The following is an 18,440-nucleotide window of genomic DNA, read 5'->3' on the forward strand; positions in this document are numbered from 1 at the left end:
TGTAAAACAGTTCTTATTTCACTTTGAGATCCGAGATATTGATATTCAAATTTAGGATTAATATTTGCTCTTTTTTTAATAAAAACTTTGTGCTTTCCATAGCATTCTCTTTAACAGCTGAGTGCAAAGCGGTTCTAGAATTTTCTGAAACTCTTTGATCAACGTTAAAAATATTATTATCTAATAAATAATTTATAACAGTTACAGAATTATTTGCCGCAGCAACATTAAGTATATTTACTTTTTCGCCGCATTCGTCTAACACTACAATATGTAAATTACCACCTCTAGTGATATAATTTTCTATCACGGGCAATAAATCATGCCTAGCAGCTTCTTGTAATATACCATCTAATTTATAATTACTATATTGCTGTTGAACTAATGACATTACTTCATCTGTCCATGCATCTAACCATTCATTTTTCTTTTTTTCTTTATATAATTCCAAAAATAGTGCTTTTGATTCCTCTAACATAATATTAATAAATCTTAATTTCTTTGATATAAGTTAAAATTGATTATATCAATATAATTAATTGTTAGTAGAAATCAATATGATTTTTAATATTAGAGGTATTAACTATATGCGTTAAATATAAGTAATCAAGAATTTTGCAATAAAATTGCTTGATTACCTTTGTCTGTTCTTTGATGTTTTTGTTCTATTATTAGGGGTGTTAGACGGTTGCAAATTGCCAAGTCTATTGATAGCTTGGCTATGCTGTTGTACTTTTTTTGCTCCGGCAGCTGCTATTGATCTAGTAACTTTAGCAGTTTCTAAGAAGATTTGTTGTGGAGTTTGTAACTGATCAATTTGACTATAATGATTTTTAAGAAATTCTTTTTTTACCTTTTCATCAACACCCTTTAAATCAACATATGATTTATATAATTCTTTCAATTGTGCTTTAGATTCTGCCATTTGCTTATCAGAGGATTTTTTAGAAAGCGATTTGATAGAATCGGTAAAAATATTACCTATCTTTTTAAGAGTATTAATAGCGGGTGTTGTTATTTTCTTTATTCCATCATAAATTTTACTTAAAGTATTAGCGATAATGTCTAATAATTTTGGTTCTTGTTCTTTAGATATATCAGGAGTATTTGCTATTATATCTCTCATATCGTATAGTTTATTAGTAAAATCCATTAAAGGTATTTTTGCTTCCTTTTCATTTATTTGTTTAACTGCTTTACTAGCCATTTTAGCTTGCGTATCTAAACTATCAGCAATAATTGATTTAGTCTGACGAAAAGTTAAATTTTTTGGTTTATTTATTACAGGCTTCTTAGGTCTGTCCTCTTTTAATCTTTTCAGCCTATCACCCAATTCTTGATTAGGTCTATCACTAAGCTCTTTACTTTTCTTCTCTAATTTAATTTCAGATTCTATTTGCTCTATTAACTTCTCTGCTTCACTGCTAGGCTTTTTGGATGGCACGTAAGGCTTATCTTGCAACTTAGCAAGTCTTGCTTCTAATTCTTCCAATGATGGAATATTATCTCTATCTTGTAATTTTCTTAATCTTGATTCTAGATCTGATATATCAAATGAAGCCATAAATTACCTAATAAATTTTAATGTCTCTGACATACTAGCATATTATATATAATATAGTCAATTCCTATACATATAAAATTATTAGTAGAACTCAATATAATTTTTGGTATTAAGGGTATATGTCAGATTTTAATGATGATCAATGTTGCTACCAGCTATTTTAACACTGCTATCTTCAAATTTAAGATATTGGGTTATTTGAGGCATAATAGTTTCTAATATCTCAAAATCACTCTTTTCTAAACTATTTGCTATTCTCGCTAGTTTGAAGAAATTATTGTTCACAAAATTATCTGCTTTTGTAGTAAGCTCTTCAAAAGTAAATTTTTCGTTTTTTAACACCCTCAGTGTCATCCCGTGGCTTGTCCACGGGATCCAGTTAAAGATATCAATATTATTGATATCTTTAGTTGCTTTTCTGGATCCTGCTACAAGCTCGCAGGATGACAAAGGATAAACTGATCTACGCAACAAAGCCTATGCGGGAATGATACCGCATGCGTTATTTGATCCATGCAACGACACCAATTTTTCAAATTCAGCGAGTATACTTATCCAGCACGTCAGACATGATTTTGCGGGCAATGGGAGCAGCAGCTTTACTTCCGCCGCCTCCATGATCGACAAAAACAGTAATGGAGTAGCGAGGGTTATGATAAGGAGCAAAACCTATAAATAAAGCATGATTTCGTCGCTTCCAAGCGATAGAATCACGGCTAAGATCATCGTTAGCATTTGCTTTTCCTTGCACTTGAGAAGTGCCTGTTTTACCGGCAAGTTGTCTATCTTCCCCGAGTATCCTATTATAATAGGCAGTACCGCCTGCAACATTCACTGCATTATACAAGCTTTCCTGCACTATTTTAATATTTTCAGAGTTAATATCAATATTATGATATTCTAGATCATTTTTCACTATTCTTGGTGTATATAATTTACCCGTACTTGCAATAGCTGTAATAAATCTTGCAAGCTGGATGGGGGTAACACCTAAATAACCTTGTCCGATTGCTAAATTAAAAGTATCACCTATTGACCAAGGAAGCTTTAGTTTTTTCTTTTTCCATTCCTTTGATGGTACGAACCCTGAACTTTCAGGGGCTAAATCAATACCGGTTTTTGAGCCTAGCCCAAATTTTCTAGCAACCTCAAGAATTTTGTCAGGTCCTACTATCCTAGAGATCTCATACATATAAGTATTACAGGAATGCTTAAGAGCAGATGACATATCAAGAGTGCCGTGACCAGTATGTTTCCAGCATCTAAAACTATTAGTACCCAGTACAGAAGTACCGCTGCAAAAAAAAGTCTTGTTTGGCTTAACGCCCGCTTCTAATGCTGCAAGTATGGTAATTATTTTAAAAACAGATCCAGGTGGATAAGAATTCTGCACTACTTTATTTATTAAAGGCTTATAAGGATCATTAGTTAGACTTTGCCAATAACTTTCGGATAATTTGCTAAAATTATTTGATTCAAACGCAGGTGAAGAAGTACAAATTAACACATTGCCGTTTTCAGTATCCATAACTATTGCAGAAGAACCTTGAGGATTTAGATATTCTTGTATTTTCTGCTGAAGATTTACATCAATATTTAAATGAATATCATTGCCTGATTTACTGGAAACACCAGAGATCTCTCTTATTTGTTTACCATAAGCATTAACTTCAACTTTTTTATAACCGAATTCCCCTCGCAATTTATCATCATAATATTTTTCGATACCAGATTTACCTATATTAAAATCACTTAAATTATATACGTTCAATCCTTGTTTTTCTTGTTCATTTATCTGCCCAAGATAACCGATTAGGTGAGAAGTCACATTTGAGAAAGGATAGGACCTTAAATATCCTATATCGATAAATATATTAGTTAACTTATGTTTCTGCTCTTCAATTAAAGATACTTGTTGCCAATCAAGTTGATCGAGTATCATCAAAGGCACGTGACGGCTAGATTTCTTAATTTTTTGCTGGATATAATTATATTTTTCTTCGGATAAGTTTAAAACTTTACTAACTATTTCTAGCTCATCTTTATAATTATTATTAACGCTTCGATCTATTAATAGCTGATAGCATGGCTTATTAGTAGCTAGAATATTATTTTCCAAATCGTAAATTCTGCCTCTGCTAGGTGGTAGAACAACAAAATTAATACGGTTTTTATCTGATAACGTCTTATATTCCTCGCTTTTGATAAGTTGCAGATAAAACATCCGCATTCCAAGTAAAGATAAAAGCCCTAGTTTACTTGCTCCAATTATAAAAGCACGGCGTGAGATTAGCTCATTATGTAATATTTTTTTGTTTAGCATGCTTTTTAAAATAACTTAGAGGAGAGTCAAATATAAGACGAATTAAATTATAAGAAAATATAGTTGTTAAATATTGAAATAAAATTGTTAAATATCCATCTATTTCTAACTTTTTCATTGTTACAAGTAAATATTTAAAGTTCAAGATAAATAAACAGTAAACACAAAATACGATGAAATTTACTAAATAATTTTTTACCGCAAAAAATTTTGAAGATAATTTTAAAATTATATAAGCTGATAAAAAAACTAAAGAATTTGTCCCAATAGGCATGGAATTTATTTGATCAAGCAGTAATCCTATCAAAAATATTCCAAGCATATTTAAGGAATATAAAGTCATGAAATAATAAATAAATATGATTTCTATTGCAGGAAAAATTCTGCTTTTTACCCCAATTTTATAAGCAAATTCAGGAAATAATATTATAAAAAAACATAATAACGCAAACAGCAATCTAAATACTATTTGTACAGTGTTGTTTATTATTTCTTGTTTTATTTTAAACATGTTAATAAATTTAATTTTGTGGCTTCTAGATTGTCATTGCGAGGAAAAACTGTAAGTTTTGACGAAGCAATCTCAGGATTTTATTATTATTTCATGAGATTGCCACGTCAAGGCTACGCCTCTCCTCGCAAGGTATTGTTGCGTGGATCGGTTTTACCCTGTCATCCCGTGATTTATTCACGGGATCCAGAAAAACAACTAGAAATATCAATATCCTCGGTATCCAGAAAATAATAAAAAATACTAATTTTATTAGTATTTTTAACTGGATCCCGTGGTCAAGCCACGGGATGACAGGGTAAAACCGATCCACGCAACAATGTCCTCCGTGACCCCGCCACGGAATCTAATAATCTTTACACAGAAAACCTATCTAATGACATTACCTAAAGAAGAGACAATAGGCATATCCAAATCATATCTTTCTATCAACTCCAAAACGAGCTTTATCGCCTCTCTTCCTTCCACTAGCTCTTTATATTCTTGTAAAAATTTCTGTTTGTCTTTACTTATGCCAAACTCATAACCAAATTTTGTATTACGTGAACTCCTCGAGTAACAAGTAAGCACTAAATCACCAACCACGCCAGCTTCTAGCAAAATATCCATATTATTTTTCATGCCACCTAAAGCTTTTGATAATATCGCTATTTCTTTTAAGGCAGATACGATTAGGGTTGCTTTTGCATTTTCGCCCTGCTCTTTTGCCATATCAATGCCGCTTTTAATGGCAAAAATATTTTTTAAAGCACCTGCTACTTGTAATGTTATAACGTCATTAATAGTACTAGCAACGAAAGCTTCTGAAGATAGATTATAAGATATTTTATTTGCTAAATCTATATCTAAGCTTGCAATGGTTGCAGAAGCAGGCAAACCTTTTGCTAGATCTTTTGCTAAATTCGGACCAGATAAAAATGCTATAGGGTTATTTGATAATAAAGTTTTAAGCCTATCAGAAAATAATTCAGTAGGATTACGTGCAAAACCTTTTGTAGCAATTAGAAGAATATTATCGTTTGAGATATGTGTTTTTAGTAACTTTATTGCCTCATCAAAAGCGTAAGACGGTACTGCAATAATAATTAGCTCAAAATCCTTAATTTTATCTAGATTAGTGGTAGCTTGTAGATTAGACGGTAGTTTAATATTGCCTAAATATTTTGTGTTGGTTTTCTTATCTGTTATTTCTTTTGCTATTTCTTCATCACGCAAAAATAAGGTAACGTTCTCGCAAACCCTTGCTGCTATGGCTGCAAGGCTTGTGCCGAAACTCCCTCCTCCATATACTGCAATATTTTTAAATCTTTTCATGATTTTATTTTTTTATTTGGAGGGGGCTAATATCTGTCATCCCGTGGCGGAGTTGTTGCATGGATCATTTCCCCCTGTCACCCCGTGGCTTGTCCACGGGGTCTAGCTAAAAAATACTAATATTATTAGTATTTTTTATTGTTTTTCTGGATGCCGTGGTCAAGCCACGGCATTGTAAGAAAAGAAAGTGATATAATATAAGTTATAAATGTAATATAAACATTTATAAGAGAGTGTTAATACCCTATATAATGATATAGGGTATTAAGCGGGCATAAGCGACCGTCACGGCATAGGTTTTATACGACCGGAGTCATCAAGGTACTATAGCCCGACTCTCGAGAAGTTTGAATAGTTGGAAGGGATGCGATAAGCACGCCCGATTACAATCCTAAACAATATAAAATCTCGAGGTACATATGATAAAATATCACAAACATATAGGAATTGATATAGGAAAATATAATTTTGTAGTAGGAATAGAGGGCATAAAAGATACAAAAGAATATGAGAATACAAGTTCCGGTATATTTGAATTTATTAATGATAATAAGGATATTTTAGCAAACTCTCTAACTGTAGTTGAAACAACAGGCGGATATGAACTAGAGTTATTGTATAGCTTATGTGAAAGAGGTTATGTAGTACATAGAGCAGATGCAAGAAAGGTAAAGAATTTTATCAGATCATATGGTAATAGTGCAAAAACAGATAAGTTAGATGCTAAAGCATTAGGATTATATGGTAAGGAGCGAGCAGATAAGCTTGAAGTATTTAAGCCTGAATCAAAACAAAATATACAATTATTTCGGTTAGTACAAAGACGGAATGATTTAAAGCAAATGTTAGTTGCCGAAAAGAATAGATTACAACAAGCAAATACAGATAAGTTTGTTAAAAATAGCTGTATAAATATGATAGATGTTTTAAGTAATCAAATTACAGAGATTACTAATCAGGTAGAAGTGATTATATCATCAGATCAGCTGTTAAAAGCAAAGCATGAGATATTGAAAGAGATAAATGGCATTGGTAATATAGTTGCTTTTGAGTTATTAATATTATTACCGGAGTTAGGGAAGTTAACAAGACGGCAGATTGCTTCTCTTGCAGGGCTTGCTCCAAAAGCTAATGATAGTGGTAAATATCAAGGATATAGAAAGGTAGGACATGGTAGAGCAGGAGTCAAGCCTATACTATTCCTTGCTGCTATGTCAGCCCGTAATAGCAAGACTTCTGGTTTAAGACTCTTTTATGAGCGACTCATTAACAATGGTAAAAAGAAAATGGTCGCTCTTACCGCTTTAATGCGTAAAATTATTGTCATCGCTAATGCTAAATTAAAATCTCTTCTTTTTAATTTAAAACATAGTTGATGACACCGTACGTGCTTTTCGATCCACGCAACAATGCCTCCCGTGGCTTGGGAACTAGACCCAGAAAAAAATACAAATAAAAAGCTCGATTTATCTCGCTTTATGCTGGATCCCGTGGTCAAGCCACGGGATAACTACCTTAGGACGTTTTTCGATCCACGCAATAATGCCCTCACGAGGTGACACTAAAGTTACTGGATTCCTGCCGCAGCTAGGAATGACATAAGAGCTGACGATAACGCCTAACCATTGAGTAAATCCAGCATAGTTTTGCCGATATCAGCAGGTGATCTTGTAATAGTTACGCCGGCACTTTGCAGAGCTTCAAGCTTATCTTCAGCACTACCTTTTCCGCCAGCAATAATAGCACCAGCATGTCCCATTCTTTTACCCGGAGGGGCAGTAATACCTGCTATAAAGCTTACTATAGGTTTTTTTATTTTTGAATGCTTGATAAAATCAGCTGCATTTTCTTCTGCGTCACCACCAATTTCACCAATCATGATAATTGCTTTTGTTTCGTCATCTTGTAAAAACATATCAATGCAATCTACAAAATTAGTGCCATTAACGGGATCACCGCCAATGCCAACACATGTAGATTGACCAAGCCCTACGGCTGTTGTTTGTGCTACTGCTTCATAAGTTAAAGTACCTGATCTTGAAACAATACCTATAGAACCTTTTCTATGAATATGCCCTGGCATGATACCTATTTTGCATTCATCAGGGGTTATAATCCCCGGGCAGTTAGGACCGATTAATCTTGTTCTAGAACCGACCAAAGCACGCTTTACTCTGACCATATCAAGCACCGGAATTCCTTCCGTGATACATACGACTATTTCAATTCCGGCATCAATTGCCTCTAATATTGAATCGGCTGCAAAGGGAGGTGGTACATAAATAACGCTAGCATTAGCACCGGTTTTGGCTTTTGCCTCATGCACAGTGTTATATATCGGTAAATCGAGGTGAGTTTTACCGCCTTTACCTGGGGTCACCCCACCAACCATTTTAGTACCATAAGCTATTGCTTGCTCGGAGTGGAAAGTACCTTGTGAACCCGTAAAACCCTGACAGATTACTTTTGTTTTTTTATTAACTAATATTGCCATCTTTGATAACTACTTATTATTTTTAAATTTGTTTTTGTACAATCGTCATTGCGAGGAGATGCATAGCAGAGGACGGAGGCAATCTTAGGAGTCTTGTACTATTTCATGAGATTGCCACGCTCATTTCATTCGCTCGCAATGACGGCAAAAATTGACCTTTTTGTATTTTTTATTACTGGATCCCGTGGACAAGCCACGGGATGACATTATTACCTAAATTGCTTCTACTATTTTACTAGCCGCATCAGCTAAATCATGAGCCGGTATTATTTCTAAACCTGAATTGGATAAAATCTCTTTACCTTTCTCAACATTTGTACCAGCTAAGCGGACTACTAGCGGCACTTTTATACCTATATCTTTTGCTGCTGCGATAATTCCTTCTGCTATGATATCACAACGCATGATACCGCCGAAAATATTAACTAAAATGCCTTTTACTTCTTTATCAGATAAAATTATTTTTAAGGCTTCTTTCACACGTTCACGATCAGCTCCGCCCCCAACATCTAGGAAATTCGCAGGTGTTGCACCATAAAGCTTAATAATATCCATTGTTGCCATAGCAAGCCCTGCACCATTTACCATACAACCAATACTACCATCCATTTTCACATAGCTAAGACCGGCATCAGCTGCTCTTGTTTCTAACGGATCTTCTTCATCTTGATCACGTAGAGCCATAATTTCAGGGTGCTTAAATAGACCATTATCATCAAAGGTAAATTTTGCATCTAATGCTAATAAATTGCCCTCTTTATTTACAATTAGCGGATTAATCTCAATTTGTGCTGCATCTGTTTCAATAAAAGCTTTGTAAGTTGCTTTTACTATTTCTTTCATTTGCTTTACTTGATGGTCTTTAAAACCTAATTCATATGCTATTCCTTGAGCATGGAAATTTTGCAAGCCGGTAGCTGGATCAACTGAAAATTTGATAATTTTTTCAGGAGTTTTTTCTGCAACTTCTTCAATATCAACACCGCCCTCCGTAGAAGCTATAAAGGTGATGCAGCTAGCTGATCTATCAAATACGACACTAAAATAATATTCTTTTAAAATATCACAACCTGATTCAATATAAAGACGATTTACTTTCTGTCCTTGTGGTCCTGTTTGGTGTGTGACTAAATTAATACCGAACATATCATGAGCAACTTTTTTTGCTTCCTCTTTACTCTTAACAACCTTAACACCGCCGGCTTTACCTCTACCACCAGCATGTATTTGTGCCTTAACTACATAAACCTTTGTATTTAGCTCATCAATCGCTGCATTAATACTTTCGGTTTTTGTAACCACTACCCCAGTTGAAGTAGGCACACCGTATTTTCTTAAAATCTCTTTTGCTTGATATTCGTGAATATTCATAAATAATTTATTTTATTATTGTTATTAATTTAAATTTCTACTTAAGGATAAGATGCACTTTTAATTTCTTGTACTATCTCTTTATCAAAACTAACAAAGTTATTAACGCTATTTGTCTCTCCTTCAGAAATAATCATATAATCAGCAAAATCTGCTTTACCTTTTATATATTTTTCAGCTGCTGATATTATTATATCTTGATGTCCGATAATAAAACCAGAATTATCAATAAGATTTATAATTGCACCATAAATTTCTTGGCGTGTAAACTTTTTTACTTTTAACACCCATGCAAATTCAAGTATTGCATATGAGGAAATAAAGATTTTATGATTAACATGATTTTTCAGAAAATTTTGAGCAGTCTTAGCCTGTACTTCATCATCTTCAAGGAAAGTACGAGTTAAAATATTAGTGTCAATCCCTATCATTTTCGATAACCGCAATACTAATAGCTTCATCTACGTCGATTGGACCATTTTTAGCTTTGTGTTTACCTTTACCAAAAAAACTAAAAATATCCTTTTTTATAGGAAGCAATTCTAATGTTTCGTTTTTCTTGTAATTAATAATTACTTCAGAACCTGAATGCAAACCAAGCTTATTTCTTATATATTTAGGTATAACTACTTGCCCTTTTGAAGAAACTATTACTCTAGCACTTTTACTCATAACACTAATATAGTAAGTTATGTAATCTTACTTATATAAAACATAGTTTTGTATATATGTCAATAAATTTATGATTAAATTAACTATTCCACATCCTCTTAAGTACATTATCCTTTCTAATAAAATGATGATAAAATGCAGCTAGTATATGAAGAATAATCAGAGCAGTAAATAATAAAGCTGCTTTTTGGTGGATTTTTTTGCAGATTTTGGCGAATTGTAAATCTTGGGCAAAAGATTGTATAGTAAACAAGCCGTAAAAATCTATATGATGATTTGACAAAATGGTCATAAGAAAGCCGCTTATTGGCATTAATATCATTAAAAGATATAAGAGATTTATGTTAATGGTGGCGGCTTTCTTTTGCCAGTTTGGTAAATCAGCAGGCAGTAAAACAGTAGTGTTATAGAATTTCCATAAAAGCCTTAATGTAACTAAAGTTAAACTAGCACTCCGGTTGCTTCATGTAAGCCAAATATTTGCCATTTTAAAGGCGGCTCTATGTAATCATCCATTAAAAAAACAGCAATGAGCATTAATATAACCATAATACTCATAACCCAGTGGAAAAGTTTAGCAATCAACCCATAAGAATTTTCAGTATTTGTAAGTAGCATAATTGTACTCCTAATGATGTCATATTAGGTAAAATGTCATTGCGAGCGACTACAAGGAGCGTGGCAATCTCATGAAGCAGGACTCCTGAGATTGCCACGTCGATGCTACGCATCTCCTCGCAATGACGTCTACCCAACTGCCTTATCTATTATCTTCTCTGCTTCTGCTCCATTTAAATTCTCTTGGTCGTTCAAAATTAAATTAGCATTTTTTAGATCATCGCCAATTTCTTCGGCACGTCCTTTTAAGATTTTAGCTAAAAATTGTTCGGCAAGAGCGTAATAAGAGATTCTGTTACCAGGTTTTGCAAAGCCGTGACCTTCATCTTTATAGAGTGCATAAACTACTGGTATGTGCTTTGCTTTCATAGCATTTACGATTTGATCGGATTCTGCTTGCACGACTCTCACATCATGAGCTCCTTGGGCTATGAATAAAGGCTTTTTGATATTATCAACAAAATTAATCGGTGATCTTTGTCTTAAAAACTCTTTTTCCTCTTCAGTATCCCAAGGACCTATACGTGTTTTATATATACTTAATAATGGAGTCAAATATGGAGCTTTAGTTTGCACATGAGTTAATAAATTAGACATACCAACAACATCAACTCCGCAGGCAAACACATCAGGTGTCATAGTAAGACCAACTAGCGTTGCATAACCGCCGTAACTTCCACCCATAATCCCTATTTTATCAGCTTCTGCTATATTATTCTTAATTGCCCAATTTACACCATCAATTAAATCAGTATGCATTTTACCGGCATATTCTAAATTTCCAGCATTAAGGAAATCTTTACCAAAGCCAGTAGAACCACGATAATTAATACTTAAAACTGCATAGCCACGATTAGCAAGCCATTGATGCTCCAGATCGTACCCCCAACTATCACGTGCCCATGGACCACCGTGAACATTAATTATTAGCGGAACTTTTTTATCAGGAATATTATTTTCATCAAGTTTCACATCATTTGGGAAAGTAATATAACTAACCAAATCAAAACCATCACGTGACTTAATAATTACCGGTATCATTTTAGCAAGTTTATATTGCTCTAATTCTTTACGGTTAGTGAATAAAAACTCAGCTTTTTTATTAGTGCGATCATATTTATAATATTTCACCGGTGAATTATCGCTATTATAAGCTATAATCCAAGTTTTATCATCAAGCGTTCTACTATTAATAATTAAATCACCACGATCAAGGTTTTGTAAATATTTGATATCATCTTCAATATCTTTATCTAATATTTTGTACGATACCATATCGTAATTTATTGATACTGCTTGCGGGGTCTGCTTAGTAGGATGCACGGCAAATAAACCAATATCAGCTTTTGAATCTTCTGCTAATATTTCTGAACTATTAGTAGCTAAATTTATAGCTTTAAGGGCTGAGGTATTACGATCACGCCCCTCTAGCATATATAAAGTTTCACCACTAGCATCAAAACCAAGTATAGCGGTATTAAACGAATCTTCCATTGATATTTTGGTAAATAGCTGAGGCTTACCATCTTTTAATTCGTAATATTCAACAGCACCATCTTTATCTAATAAACTACCAAATCTTAAATTTAAATTTTCATCTGTTACAAAATTGGTAAATTTATCATTTTGATAAATTAGTTCTTTTTCTAAAGTATCTAGATTTAATTTATAAATATCAAAATATTCAGGATTACGCTCATTTGAATCTATTAATATTTCATTCGGCTTTTTGTAGCTTAGTCCAACTAGCCCAGCCTTTACTCCCTTTTCCGGAGTAAGTAACTTTGTCTCTTTTGTTTCTATATTATAACTATAAATTCGGTCATTTTCATCACCGTTAAAATCTTGAGTGTATAAAATATTTTTATTGTTATAAGCTTTAGCATAAGACCATATACCACGCCCTTTATCATGCGTTATCGCCTCTGCCTTACTAATATCATCACTTGGGGCTAACCAAATATTTAGCACGCCATCTTTTGGTGCAATATATAAGATATATTTACCGTCATGGGTTAATGACACTCTTGCCTTGTCAGGATTACCGAACAGAACTTTACGAGGGATTATTTGGTTATCATCACCTGTTATTGTAGATTTACTTTGAAACATAAAAAAGACACCTATTATTAATATAGTGCCTATAATATAGAATAATTTATTCATTACTAATAGTTTGTTATGTTATTTATATGTGTCACGTGGCTTGATAATTGTTCGGTGTCATCCCGTGGCTTGTCCATGGGATCCAGCATAAAGCGAGAGAAATCGAGCTTTTATATTTGTATTTTTTATTACTGGATCCCGTGGACAAGCCACGGGATGACAGGCTCTAAGTAACAAAGTCACTACAGAGCAACAAAACTACACTTTCTCGATATTGCTTAAAAACCAATCCACTTCCTTGGTATTAGCATTACGGGTAAATGTCCATTCTTCTTTTAATTCCTCTATTTTGTCAACTACGTTTTTACCTTGAAATAGTAATTTAATAAATATGTTGTTGCCAAATGTATAAATTTCAGAATATTTAGCGTTTAAAGCCGTTGAGTCGAAAAAATTACCATAAGAATCAGATATTTTTTCAAATTCTTCTAAAAACCTTTTATCAACTAATTCAGCAAGTTCTTCTGTTTGGTTTTTATAAGCAGCTTCTATAATCATTTGGAAAGCGATTTTAGCGTTGTTTATAAATTTAATAGGTTGAAATGCATTAAGACGTTTATGCACTGTTTCCATACCATCTACAACTGCCGTTATATTCTGTTCTACTATCAAATTTTTAAAAGTTTTAATATCTTGTGCGGTTGGTAGATCTTTTTCTTCTTCATATGATTTATTAGAACTATGTGTTACATCTTTAATAACTGGTTCACCAAAATAAGATTTTTGTTTCGCTGGATCATCATCCGAAGTAGCACCAAGCGTTGTAATTAGCTTATTAATAATAAAAAAAGCAATACCAGCAAAAATTAATAACTCGATTATTTGAGGAGACATTCTACTTACTCTAAAAGATTATCTTCTTATTTTAGTATAAAAAAACAATCTTTGAAAGTTATTTATGGAAATAAGGCTTAATTTTTTATAAAAATTAATAAATTTTTATACTGGAAATATAAAAACATTAAGAAATAGTATGAGTATACTTATAGTTTAAAAAAATACTAAAAAGTAACTAAAAGCACTTGATTATTTTAATTACTGTTGATAGTATGTAAAACGTGAATGATGTTTAAACTCCATTATTGCAAAACAGCTTATTAAGCCTTTAGTGCAAACTTTATGCTAGGGGACCTAGGGGACTGTTGTACTAAGTATTTTTAAATACTTAGTACAATGGATAATTATTGTTTTCAATGATTGAGTTTATCCCCTAGCACCTGTTCCTATCTAAAATATATCTCATTTTTAATAATTATATATTATTAGTATCCTTTAGTAGTTGCTCTACCTTTAAGGCATTGTCAAATCCGTGATCGTAATGAAATCTTATATCGGGTGAGTATTTCATATTTATTTTACCTGTTACAAAATTTCTGATAGCATTTTTGGAATTATTTAGGCTTTCGGTAATTTCTTGAGGCGTTAGTTTAGTGTTAAAAGGTAGAAAATAGCAATTGGCTATTTTTAAATCGGCAGTAACTATAATTTTTGTTATCGTAAGAGGACAATCGTAAAGTCTAGGATCAAGCATTTTACCACGATGTAAAATCTCAATTAATGCTTCATTTATTATACTTGCTACTTTTTGCTGTCTATGAGAGTTTTCTGAGGTTAATTTTTTCATGGCTATTTATATAATATATAGTTCTGCAATATAATAACAGGCTTTTGCTAAACAACCAAGCCCCAAAAATTTTGAAAATTTTGTTTTAAAAAAACCAGAAAATAAGGAAATAAAGCTTCCCCAAAAAGGAAACGCCATCAGAAGAAGTATAAATATCTCATATTTATAAAAAAGTTGTGCTAAATTTTTATGCCTTAAGATATTTTGTTCATTTTTAGAAGAGTAGAAAATATTTAAAGCACATTTACCAAAAATATAATTAACTATATTACCACTAAGAGAAGCACAAGTAGCTACTATAAACATTATAGGGTAACTATAGTTACCAAACATTTTCATAGAATGAAAAATTAATTCACGCTGAAAACCGATGACTAAATTTGAGACAAAACTATCAACAAATAATAAACTAAATGCTTCAAATTGTTCCATAAATACTGTAATGTTTTTAAATTATTTATAATTAAACATCAAAAAATAGTAATCAGCAATGAAAAAACAAATTATATACCCAGATTTTATAGCACGTATTTTTTCTACGGCACTTGATTTATCTTTATTTGCTTTTATAGCAATCCCAATTTTACAATTTTGTTTCTTTTATCTAATGGTTTTTTTCTACCGTGATTATTTCCAGAGCTATAATATTGACTTGCATAATCAAAGCGAGGTGCTTAAATCTGTTATGAGTCAAGAATTTTATGAATATCTTAAAGCAGGAAATTTTAATAAATATATTCTATTTAACGTTTCAATTTTACTAATTAATTTAACAGTGATAGGTTCCTATTTTATAGGTTTTTGGTATTATAAAGGAGCAACCATTGGCAAAATATTTATGCGTATGAAAATAGTAGATGCAAACGACTTTAACCGTCCGACCCTTAAACAGTTAATTAAACGATTCCTTGGATATATGACATTTCCGATCGGTATTTTCTTTATACTTTTCTCTTCTCAAAAACAAGCATTACATGATAAAATAGCTGGAACTGTCGTAATAAAGGCTTAACATGAACGATAATAATAACGAGATAGACCAGCTAATTTATCTATTTTCTAAGCTTCCTGGACTTGGTAGCAGATCAGCAAGACGTATAGTATTATATTTACTGCAAGACAAGGATGTAAGGCTAAAAACTCTTATCAATAATCTTACAGAAATAGATAAGAAAATAGTAAAATGTCAGGTCTGTGGTAATATGGATACTGAAAATATTTGCGGTATCTGCACATCTGAATATCGAGATAAATCAGTTATTGCAATCGTTGAAACTGTTGCTGAATTATGGGCGATGGAGCGTAGTGGTAATTTCAAAGGATTATATCACGTGCTTGGTCATAATTTATCAGCAGCTAGCAGACAGAACCCTAGTATCTTAAGGTTACCAGAACTACTTGATAGATGCTTTAAGGAAAATATTAAAGAAGTCATTATCGCAACTAACTCTACTTTAGAAGGACAAACTACTGCCTATTTTATTACGGAATATCTAAAAGACCATCCCGCAAAAATCTCTCGTCTTGCTAGCGGCATACCTATCGGCGGTGAACTTGATTATCTAGACGAGGGAACTTTATCTGCTGCTATCAACCTAAGGCAACCTTTTGAGTAAGTTAAAAAGCTTCATGAAATTCTAAACTATGCTCTCCAGCAAATTTTATTACATCTTTATGATTACCAAAATGATCAAAATTTATTAATAACTCACCTTGGGGATTAGTATTTAATATATTTGTATATAAACGATTACCGCCATTAATTTTGATTTCAACAGCATTTTCCTTGAGAAATTTAACTCCATTATTTCCCTGCTGTTTGTAAATTATGCCTTTTTCTAACGCATTGATAAATTCATTATATTGAGTACTATCACATTTTATATCTGTGCTAATTCTTCCATAACAATCAAGTCCTTTATATTTACCCAAAGAAATAGCATCGTTTTTATTAATCTCTCCTTCTTAATTATCCACTTACTAACATTACTATTTGTATTATTGATAGCATGACGTAAATTAAGCTCTTTTATTGATCGATAATATTTATGAGTATTTTGTATATCATTAATGAAGTCTTTTTCATATTTTTCATGTAATAATACACTATATTCTTGGATTTTTTCTTGATTGTTGATTAATTCAGCAGCACTAAGACCAATCTCTATAGCACTATAGTTTTGAGGTTCAAGCAGTAATATTTCTTCAATTTTTTCTAAGGCTAATTTATATTGTTCATCTGCGACTAAACAGCTACTGACCTGAATCACTAAATCTATAGCATCTTCTTGTGATAAATCAAACTTACTTCTTAGTTCTTCTATATGAACTTCGCTTATATATTCGACAGGAGTTAATAAAAACCTAGTTTTTTCTATATATGGAGTTATTATATTTTTAGGTATTTTTTTGGCAAATTGTGCTGCTAGTTCATATTGTTTGGTATAAATAGCAGTTGTAAACGATAATACTGCGTAATCAATAACCTTATCAATCTCAATTAATTCTTCTTTCAAGTTTTCATAATTTGAGTCTCTTTCAGAATCATTATAGCTGTTAAATTTAGCAATATATTCAAAACAACGAAATTGACTTTTGCTTGTCGCAGGTAATTCATCCTGATTAATTGAATTTAGTTTTATAGTGCTAATCTCAGCTAAATCTAAACTCATCTCCATTAAAATTTTTAAATCTTTTGGGGAATTTTTTGTTAAATCCTTAGCCTTGTCTAATTTTTGTTGTGTTAAATAAATATTAAATAAGTTATAGAGAGCATCTTTATCGTCAGGTTCGGTTTTTAAAAAATGTAAAAGTTGTTTTTCAGCTAATGATAAATTAAAACGGCAAAAAATAATGCCATCCTCTTCCGGTATCACATTATTTTTTATATTTAATAATTTAGGTTCAAGTAATGTTATTATCTCTTCATCTTTTTCAAGCTCAAGCAATACGTTAGTAAGAGTGGCTAGAACATTAAAATCTTCTGCTATTGTATCGACTAATTGTTTAATAATATCAAATTGAAATTCAGGTTTTACAAAATGTACAATTTCTATAATAAAATGAAACGCTGTTTTATATTTCTCTTGATCTATAGTATTTAATAAATTTAAAACTATATGCCCCGTCTTGAATATATCTACAAATACTGCTTCCATTAATTGAATATTTTGTTCTATAGCGGCTAAATAAAAACTGCTTTTTTTAGCAAGAAAGTTGTTAAAAATTTTATCTTGTAAGCAAGAAGAATTAGAAAAAGATTTATATTCAAAAAATATAACTGATTTAGAAAATTTATGTTCTAAATATGAGCCATCTTCACTAATTTCATAATCTATAAACAATTTATGGTTTTTAAGTTTTTCATAAGGGTAATTTTCTAATAAACATTTTAGAAGATGATTTTTTTTATTAGCTATTCTTGTAATAGCTAAATTAGCAAATTCTAAAGCTAATTCTGGAGCATTTAAGTTTTGGGTTATTCTCAAATAATCTTTAAAACCAATTTCTTTTAACATACATTTATATAATTCTATAAATTTATTTTGCAAATCGCTTTTGAATATTTGAGCTTTGTCATCTTGATTAGGTAAGCATAAAAAATCTTTTTCTTGAGTAAGTCTAAAAGAATTTATTTTTCTTTCCATATTTTTTACATTAAAATTTTTTGAACGCATAGTATACACTAATTTATTTTTTTGTAAAGATTTCATTAATATTTTTTAATAAACTCTAAAGTAACTTGACTAGAAAGTTAAAAAATATTAACTTTTAGATCTCATC

General features: G+C 31.8%; 21 protein-coding genes. 3 read left to right on the forward strand and 18 right to left on the reverse strand.

Annotation, left to right across the window (positions count from 1 at the left end; translation table 11 throughout):
- Positions 1–13 precede the first annotated feature (13 nt).
- The 6 genes from RBE_RS06340 to RBE_RS06365 form a co-directional block, all read right to left on the reverse strand.
- The gene (locus tag RBE_RS06340) at positions 14–478 is read right to left on the reverse strand and encodes an ankyrin repeat domain-containing protein (RefSeq protein ID WP_011477877.1); all 465 of its coding nucleotides are present in this window, start codon (positions 476–478) and stop codon (positions 14–16) included.
- A 156-nt stretch (positions 479–634) separates the two neighbouring features.
- The gene (locus tag RBE_RS06345; RefSeq protein ID WP_011477878.1) at positions 635–1,564 is read right to left on the reverse strand and encodes a hypothetical protein; all 930 of its coding nucleotides are present in this window, start codon (positions 1,562–1,564) and stop codon (positions 635–637) included.
- A 129-nt stretch (positions 1,565–1,693) separates the two neighbouring features.
- Complete coding sequence (locus tag RBE_RS06350; RefSeq protein ID WP_228368737.1) at positions 1,694–2,014, reverse strand: hypothetical protein; 321 nt, start codon at positions 2,012–2,014, stop codon at positions 1,694–1,696.
- Positions 2,015–2,102: 88 nt separating this feature from the next.
- Entirely contained in the window at positions 2,103–3,887 is a 1,785-nt protein-coding gene (gene mrdA, locus RBE_RS06355) for a penicillin-binding protein 2 (RefSeq protein ID WP_011477880.1), read from the reverse strand.
- On the reverse strand, positions 3,862–4,398 hold the full coding sequence (locus RBE_RS06360) for a hypothetical protein (RefSeq protein ID WP_011477881.1): 537 nt from the start codon (positions 4,396–4,398) through the stop codon (positions 3,862–3,864). The genes mrdA and RBE_RS06360 overlap by 26 nt, the downstream gene beginning before the upstream one ends.
- Before the next feature lie 369 nt (positions 4,399–4,767).
- Positions 4,768–5,712, reverse strand: a complete 945-nt coding sequence (locus tag RBE_RS06365) for an NAD(P)H-dependent glycerol-3-phosphate dehydrogenase (protein ID WP_011477882.1) — start codon at positions 5,710–5,712, stop codon at positions 4,768–4,770.
- A gap of 419 nt (positions 5,713–6,131) precedes the next feature.
- Here RBE_RS06365 and RBE_RS06370 point away from each other — a divergent pair, with 419 nt between their 5' ends.
- Complete coding sequence (locus RBE_RS06370) at positions 6,132–7,088, forward strand: IS110 family transposase (protein WP_011476926.1); 957 nt, start codon at positions 6,132–6,134, stop codon at positions 7,086–7,088.
- A gap of 242 nt (positions 7,089–7,330) precedes the next feature.
- On the opposite strand, the gene sucD is transcribed toward RBE_RS06370, so the two are convergent.
- The 10 genes from sucD to RBE_RS06420 form a co-directional block, all read right to left on the reverse strand.
- On the reverse strand, positions 7,331–8,206 hold the full coding sequence (sucD, locus tag RBE_RS06375; protein ID WP_011477883.1) for a succinate--CoA ligase subunit alpha: 876 nt from the start codon (positions 8,204–8,206) through the stop codon (positions 7,331–7,333).
- Between the two features lie 213 nt (positions 8,207–8,419).
- Positions 8,420–9,577, reverse strand: a complete 1,158-nt coding sequence (gene sucC, locus RBE_RS06380; protein ID WP_011477884.1) for an ADP-forming succinate--CoA ligase subunit beta — start codon at positions 9,575–9,577, stop codon at positions 8,420–8,422.
- Positions 9,578–9,618: 41 nt separating this feature from the next.
- The gene (locus RBE_RS06385) at positions 9,619–10,008 is read right to left on the reverse strand and encodes a PIN domain-containing protein (RefSeq protein ID WP_012151577.1); all 390 of its coding nucleotides are present in this window, start codon (positions 10,006–10,008) and stop codon (positions 9,619–9,621) included.
- Positions 9,995–10,249, reverse strand: coding sequence for an AbrB/MazE/SpoVT family DNA-binding domain-containing protein (locus RBE_RS06390; protein WP_011477886.1), 255 nt, complete (start codon positions 10,247–10,249; stop codon positions 9,995–9,997). The genes RBE_RS06385 and RBE_RS06390 overlap by 14 nt, the downstream gene beginning before the upstream one ends.
- Positions 10,250–10,328: 79 nt before the next feature.
- Complete coding sequence (locus RBE_RS08945; RefSeq protein WP_228368777.1) at positions 10,329–10,640, reverse strand: cytochrome b; 312 nt, start codon at positions 10,638–10,640, stop codon at positions 10,329–10,331.
- Positions 10,641–10,690: 50 nt separating this feature from the next.
- Positions 10,691–10,867 carry a cytochrome b561 gene (locus RBE_RS08950; RefSeq protein ID WP_011477888.1) on the reverse strand — a complete coding sequence of 59 codons (177 nt, stop codon included), beginning with the start codon at positions 10,865–10,867 and terminating at the stop codon, positions 10,691–10,693.
- Between the two features lie 129 nt (positions 10,868–10,996).
- The gene (locus tag RBE_RS06405) at positions 10,997–13,033 is read right to left on the reverse strand and encodes a S9 family peptidase (protein ID WP_011477889.1); all 2,037 of its coding nucleotides are present in this window, start codon (positions 13,031–13,033) and stop codon (positions 10,997–10,999) included.
- Positions 13,034–13,231: 198 nt separating this feature from the next.
- The gene (locus RBE_RS06410; protein ID WP_011477890.1) at positions 13,232–13,867 is read right to left on the reverse strand and encodes a Tim44 domain-containing protein; all 636 of its coding nucleotides are present in this window, start codon (positions 13,865–13,867) and stop codon (positions 13,232–13,234) included.
- Positions 13,868–14,285: 418 nt separating this feature from the next.
- A complete protein-coding gene (gene rbfA / locus RBE_RS06415) occupies positions 14,286–14,657 on the reverse strand; it encodes a 30S ribosome-binding factor RbfA (RefSeq protein WP_011477891.1) in 372 nt (123 codons plus the stop codon).
- A gap of 6 nt (positions 14,658–14,663) precedes the next feature.
- Positions 14,664–15,089, reverse strand: a complete 426-nt coding sequence (locus RBE_RS06420; protein WP_011477892.1) for a YqaA family protein — start codon at positions 15,087–15,089, stop codon at positions 14,664–14,666.
- Between the two features lie 58 nt (positions 15,090–15,147).
- On the opposite strand from RBE_RS06420, the gene RBE_RS06425 reads away from it, so the two are divergent.
- Positions 15,148–15,669, forward strand: coding sequence for an RDD family protein (locus RBE_RS06425; protein WP_011477893.1), 522 nt, complete (start codon positions 15,148–15,150; stop codon positions 15,667–15,669).
- Between the two features lies 1 nt (position 15,670).
- Complete coding sequence (gene recR / locus RBE_RS06430) at positions 15,671–16,273, forward strand: recombination mediator RecR (RefSeq protein WP_011477894.1); 603 nt, start codon at positions 15,671–15,673, stop codon at positions 16,271–16,273.
- 1 nt (position 16,274) lies between these two features.
- On the opposite strand, the gene RBE_RS06435 is transcribed toward recR, so the two are convergent.
- Positions 16,275–16,589, reverse strand: a complete 315-nt coding sequence (locus tag RBE_RS06435; protein WP_011477895.1) for a hypothetical protein — start codon at positions 16,587–16,589, stop codon at positions 16,275–16,277.
- A complete protein-coding gene (locus RBE_RS09330; RefSeq protein ID WP_011477896.1) occupies positions 16,538–18,370 on the reverse strand; it encodes a hypothetical protein in 1,833 nt (610 codons plus the stop codon). The genes RBE_RS06435 and RBE_RS09330 overlap by 52 nt, the downstream gene beginning before the upstream one ends.
- Positions 18,371–18,440 lie beyond the last annotated feature (70 nt).

Origin of the sequence: Rickettsia bellii RML369-C (genome assembly GCF_000012385.1) — a bacterium.
Classification (GTDB): domain Bacteria; phylum Pseudomonadota; class Alphaproteobacteria; order Rickettsiales; family Rickettsiaceae; genus Rickettsia; species Rickettsia bellii.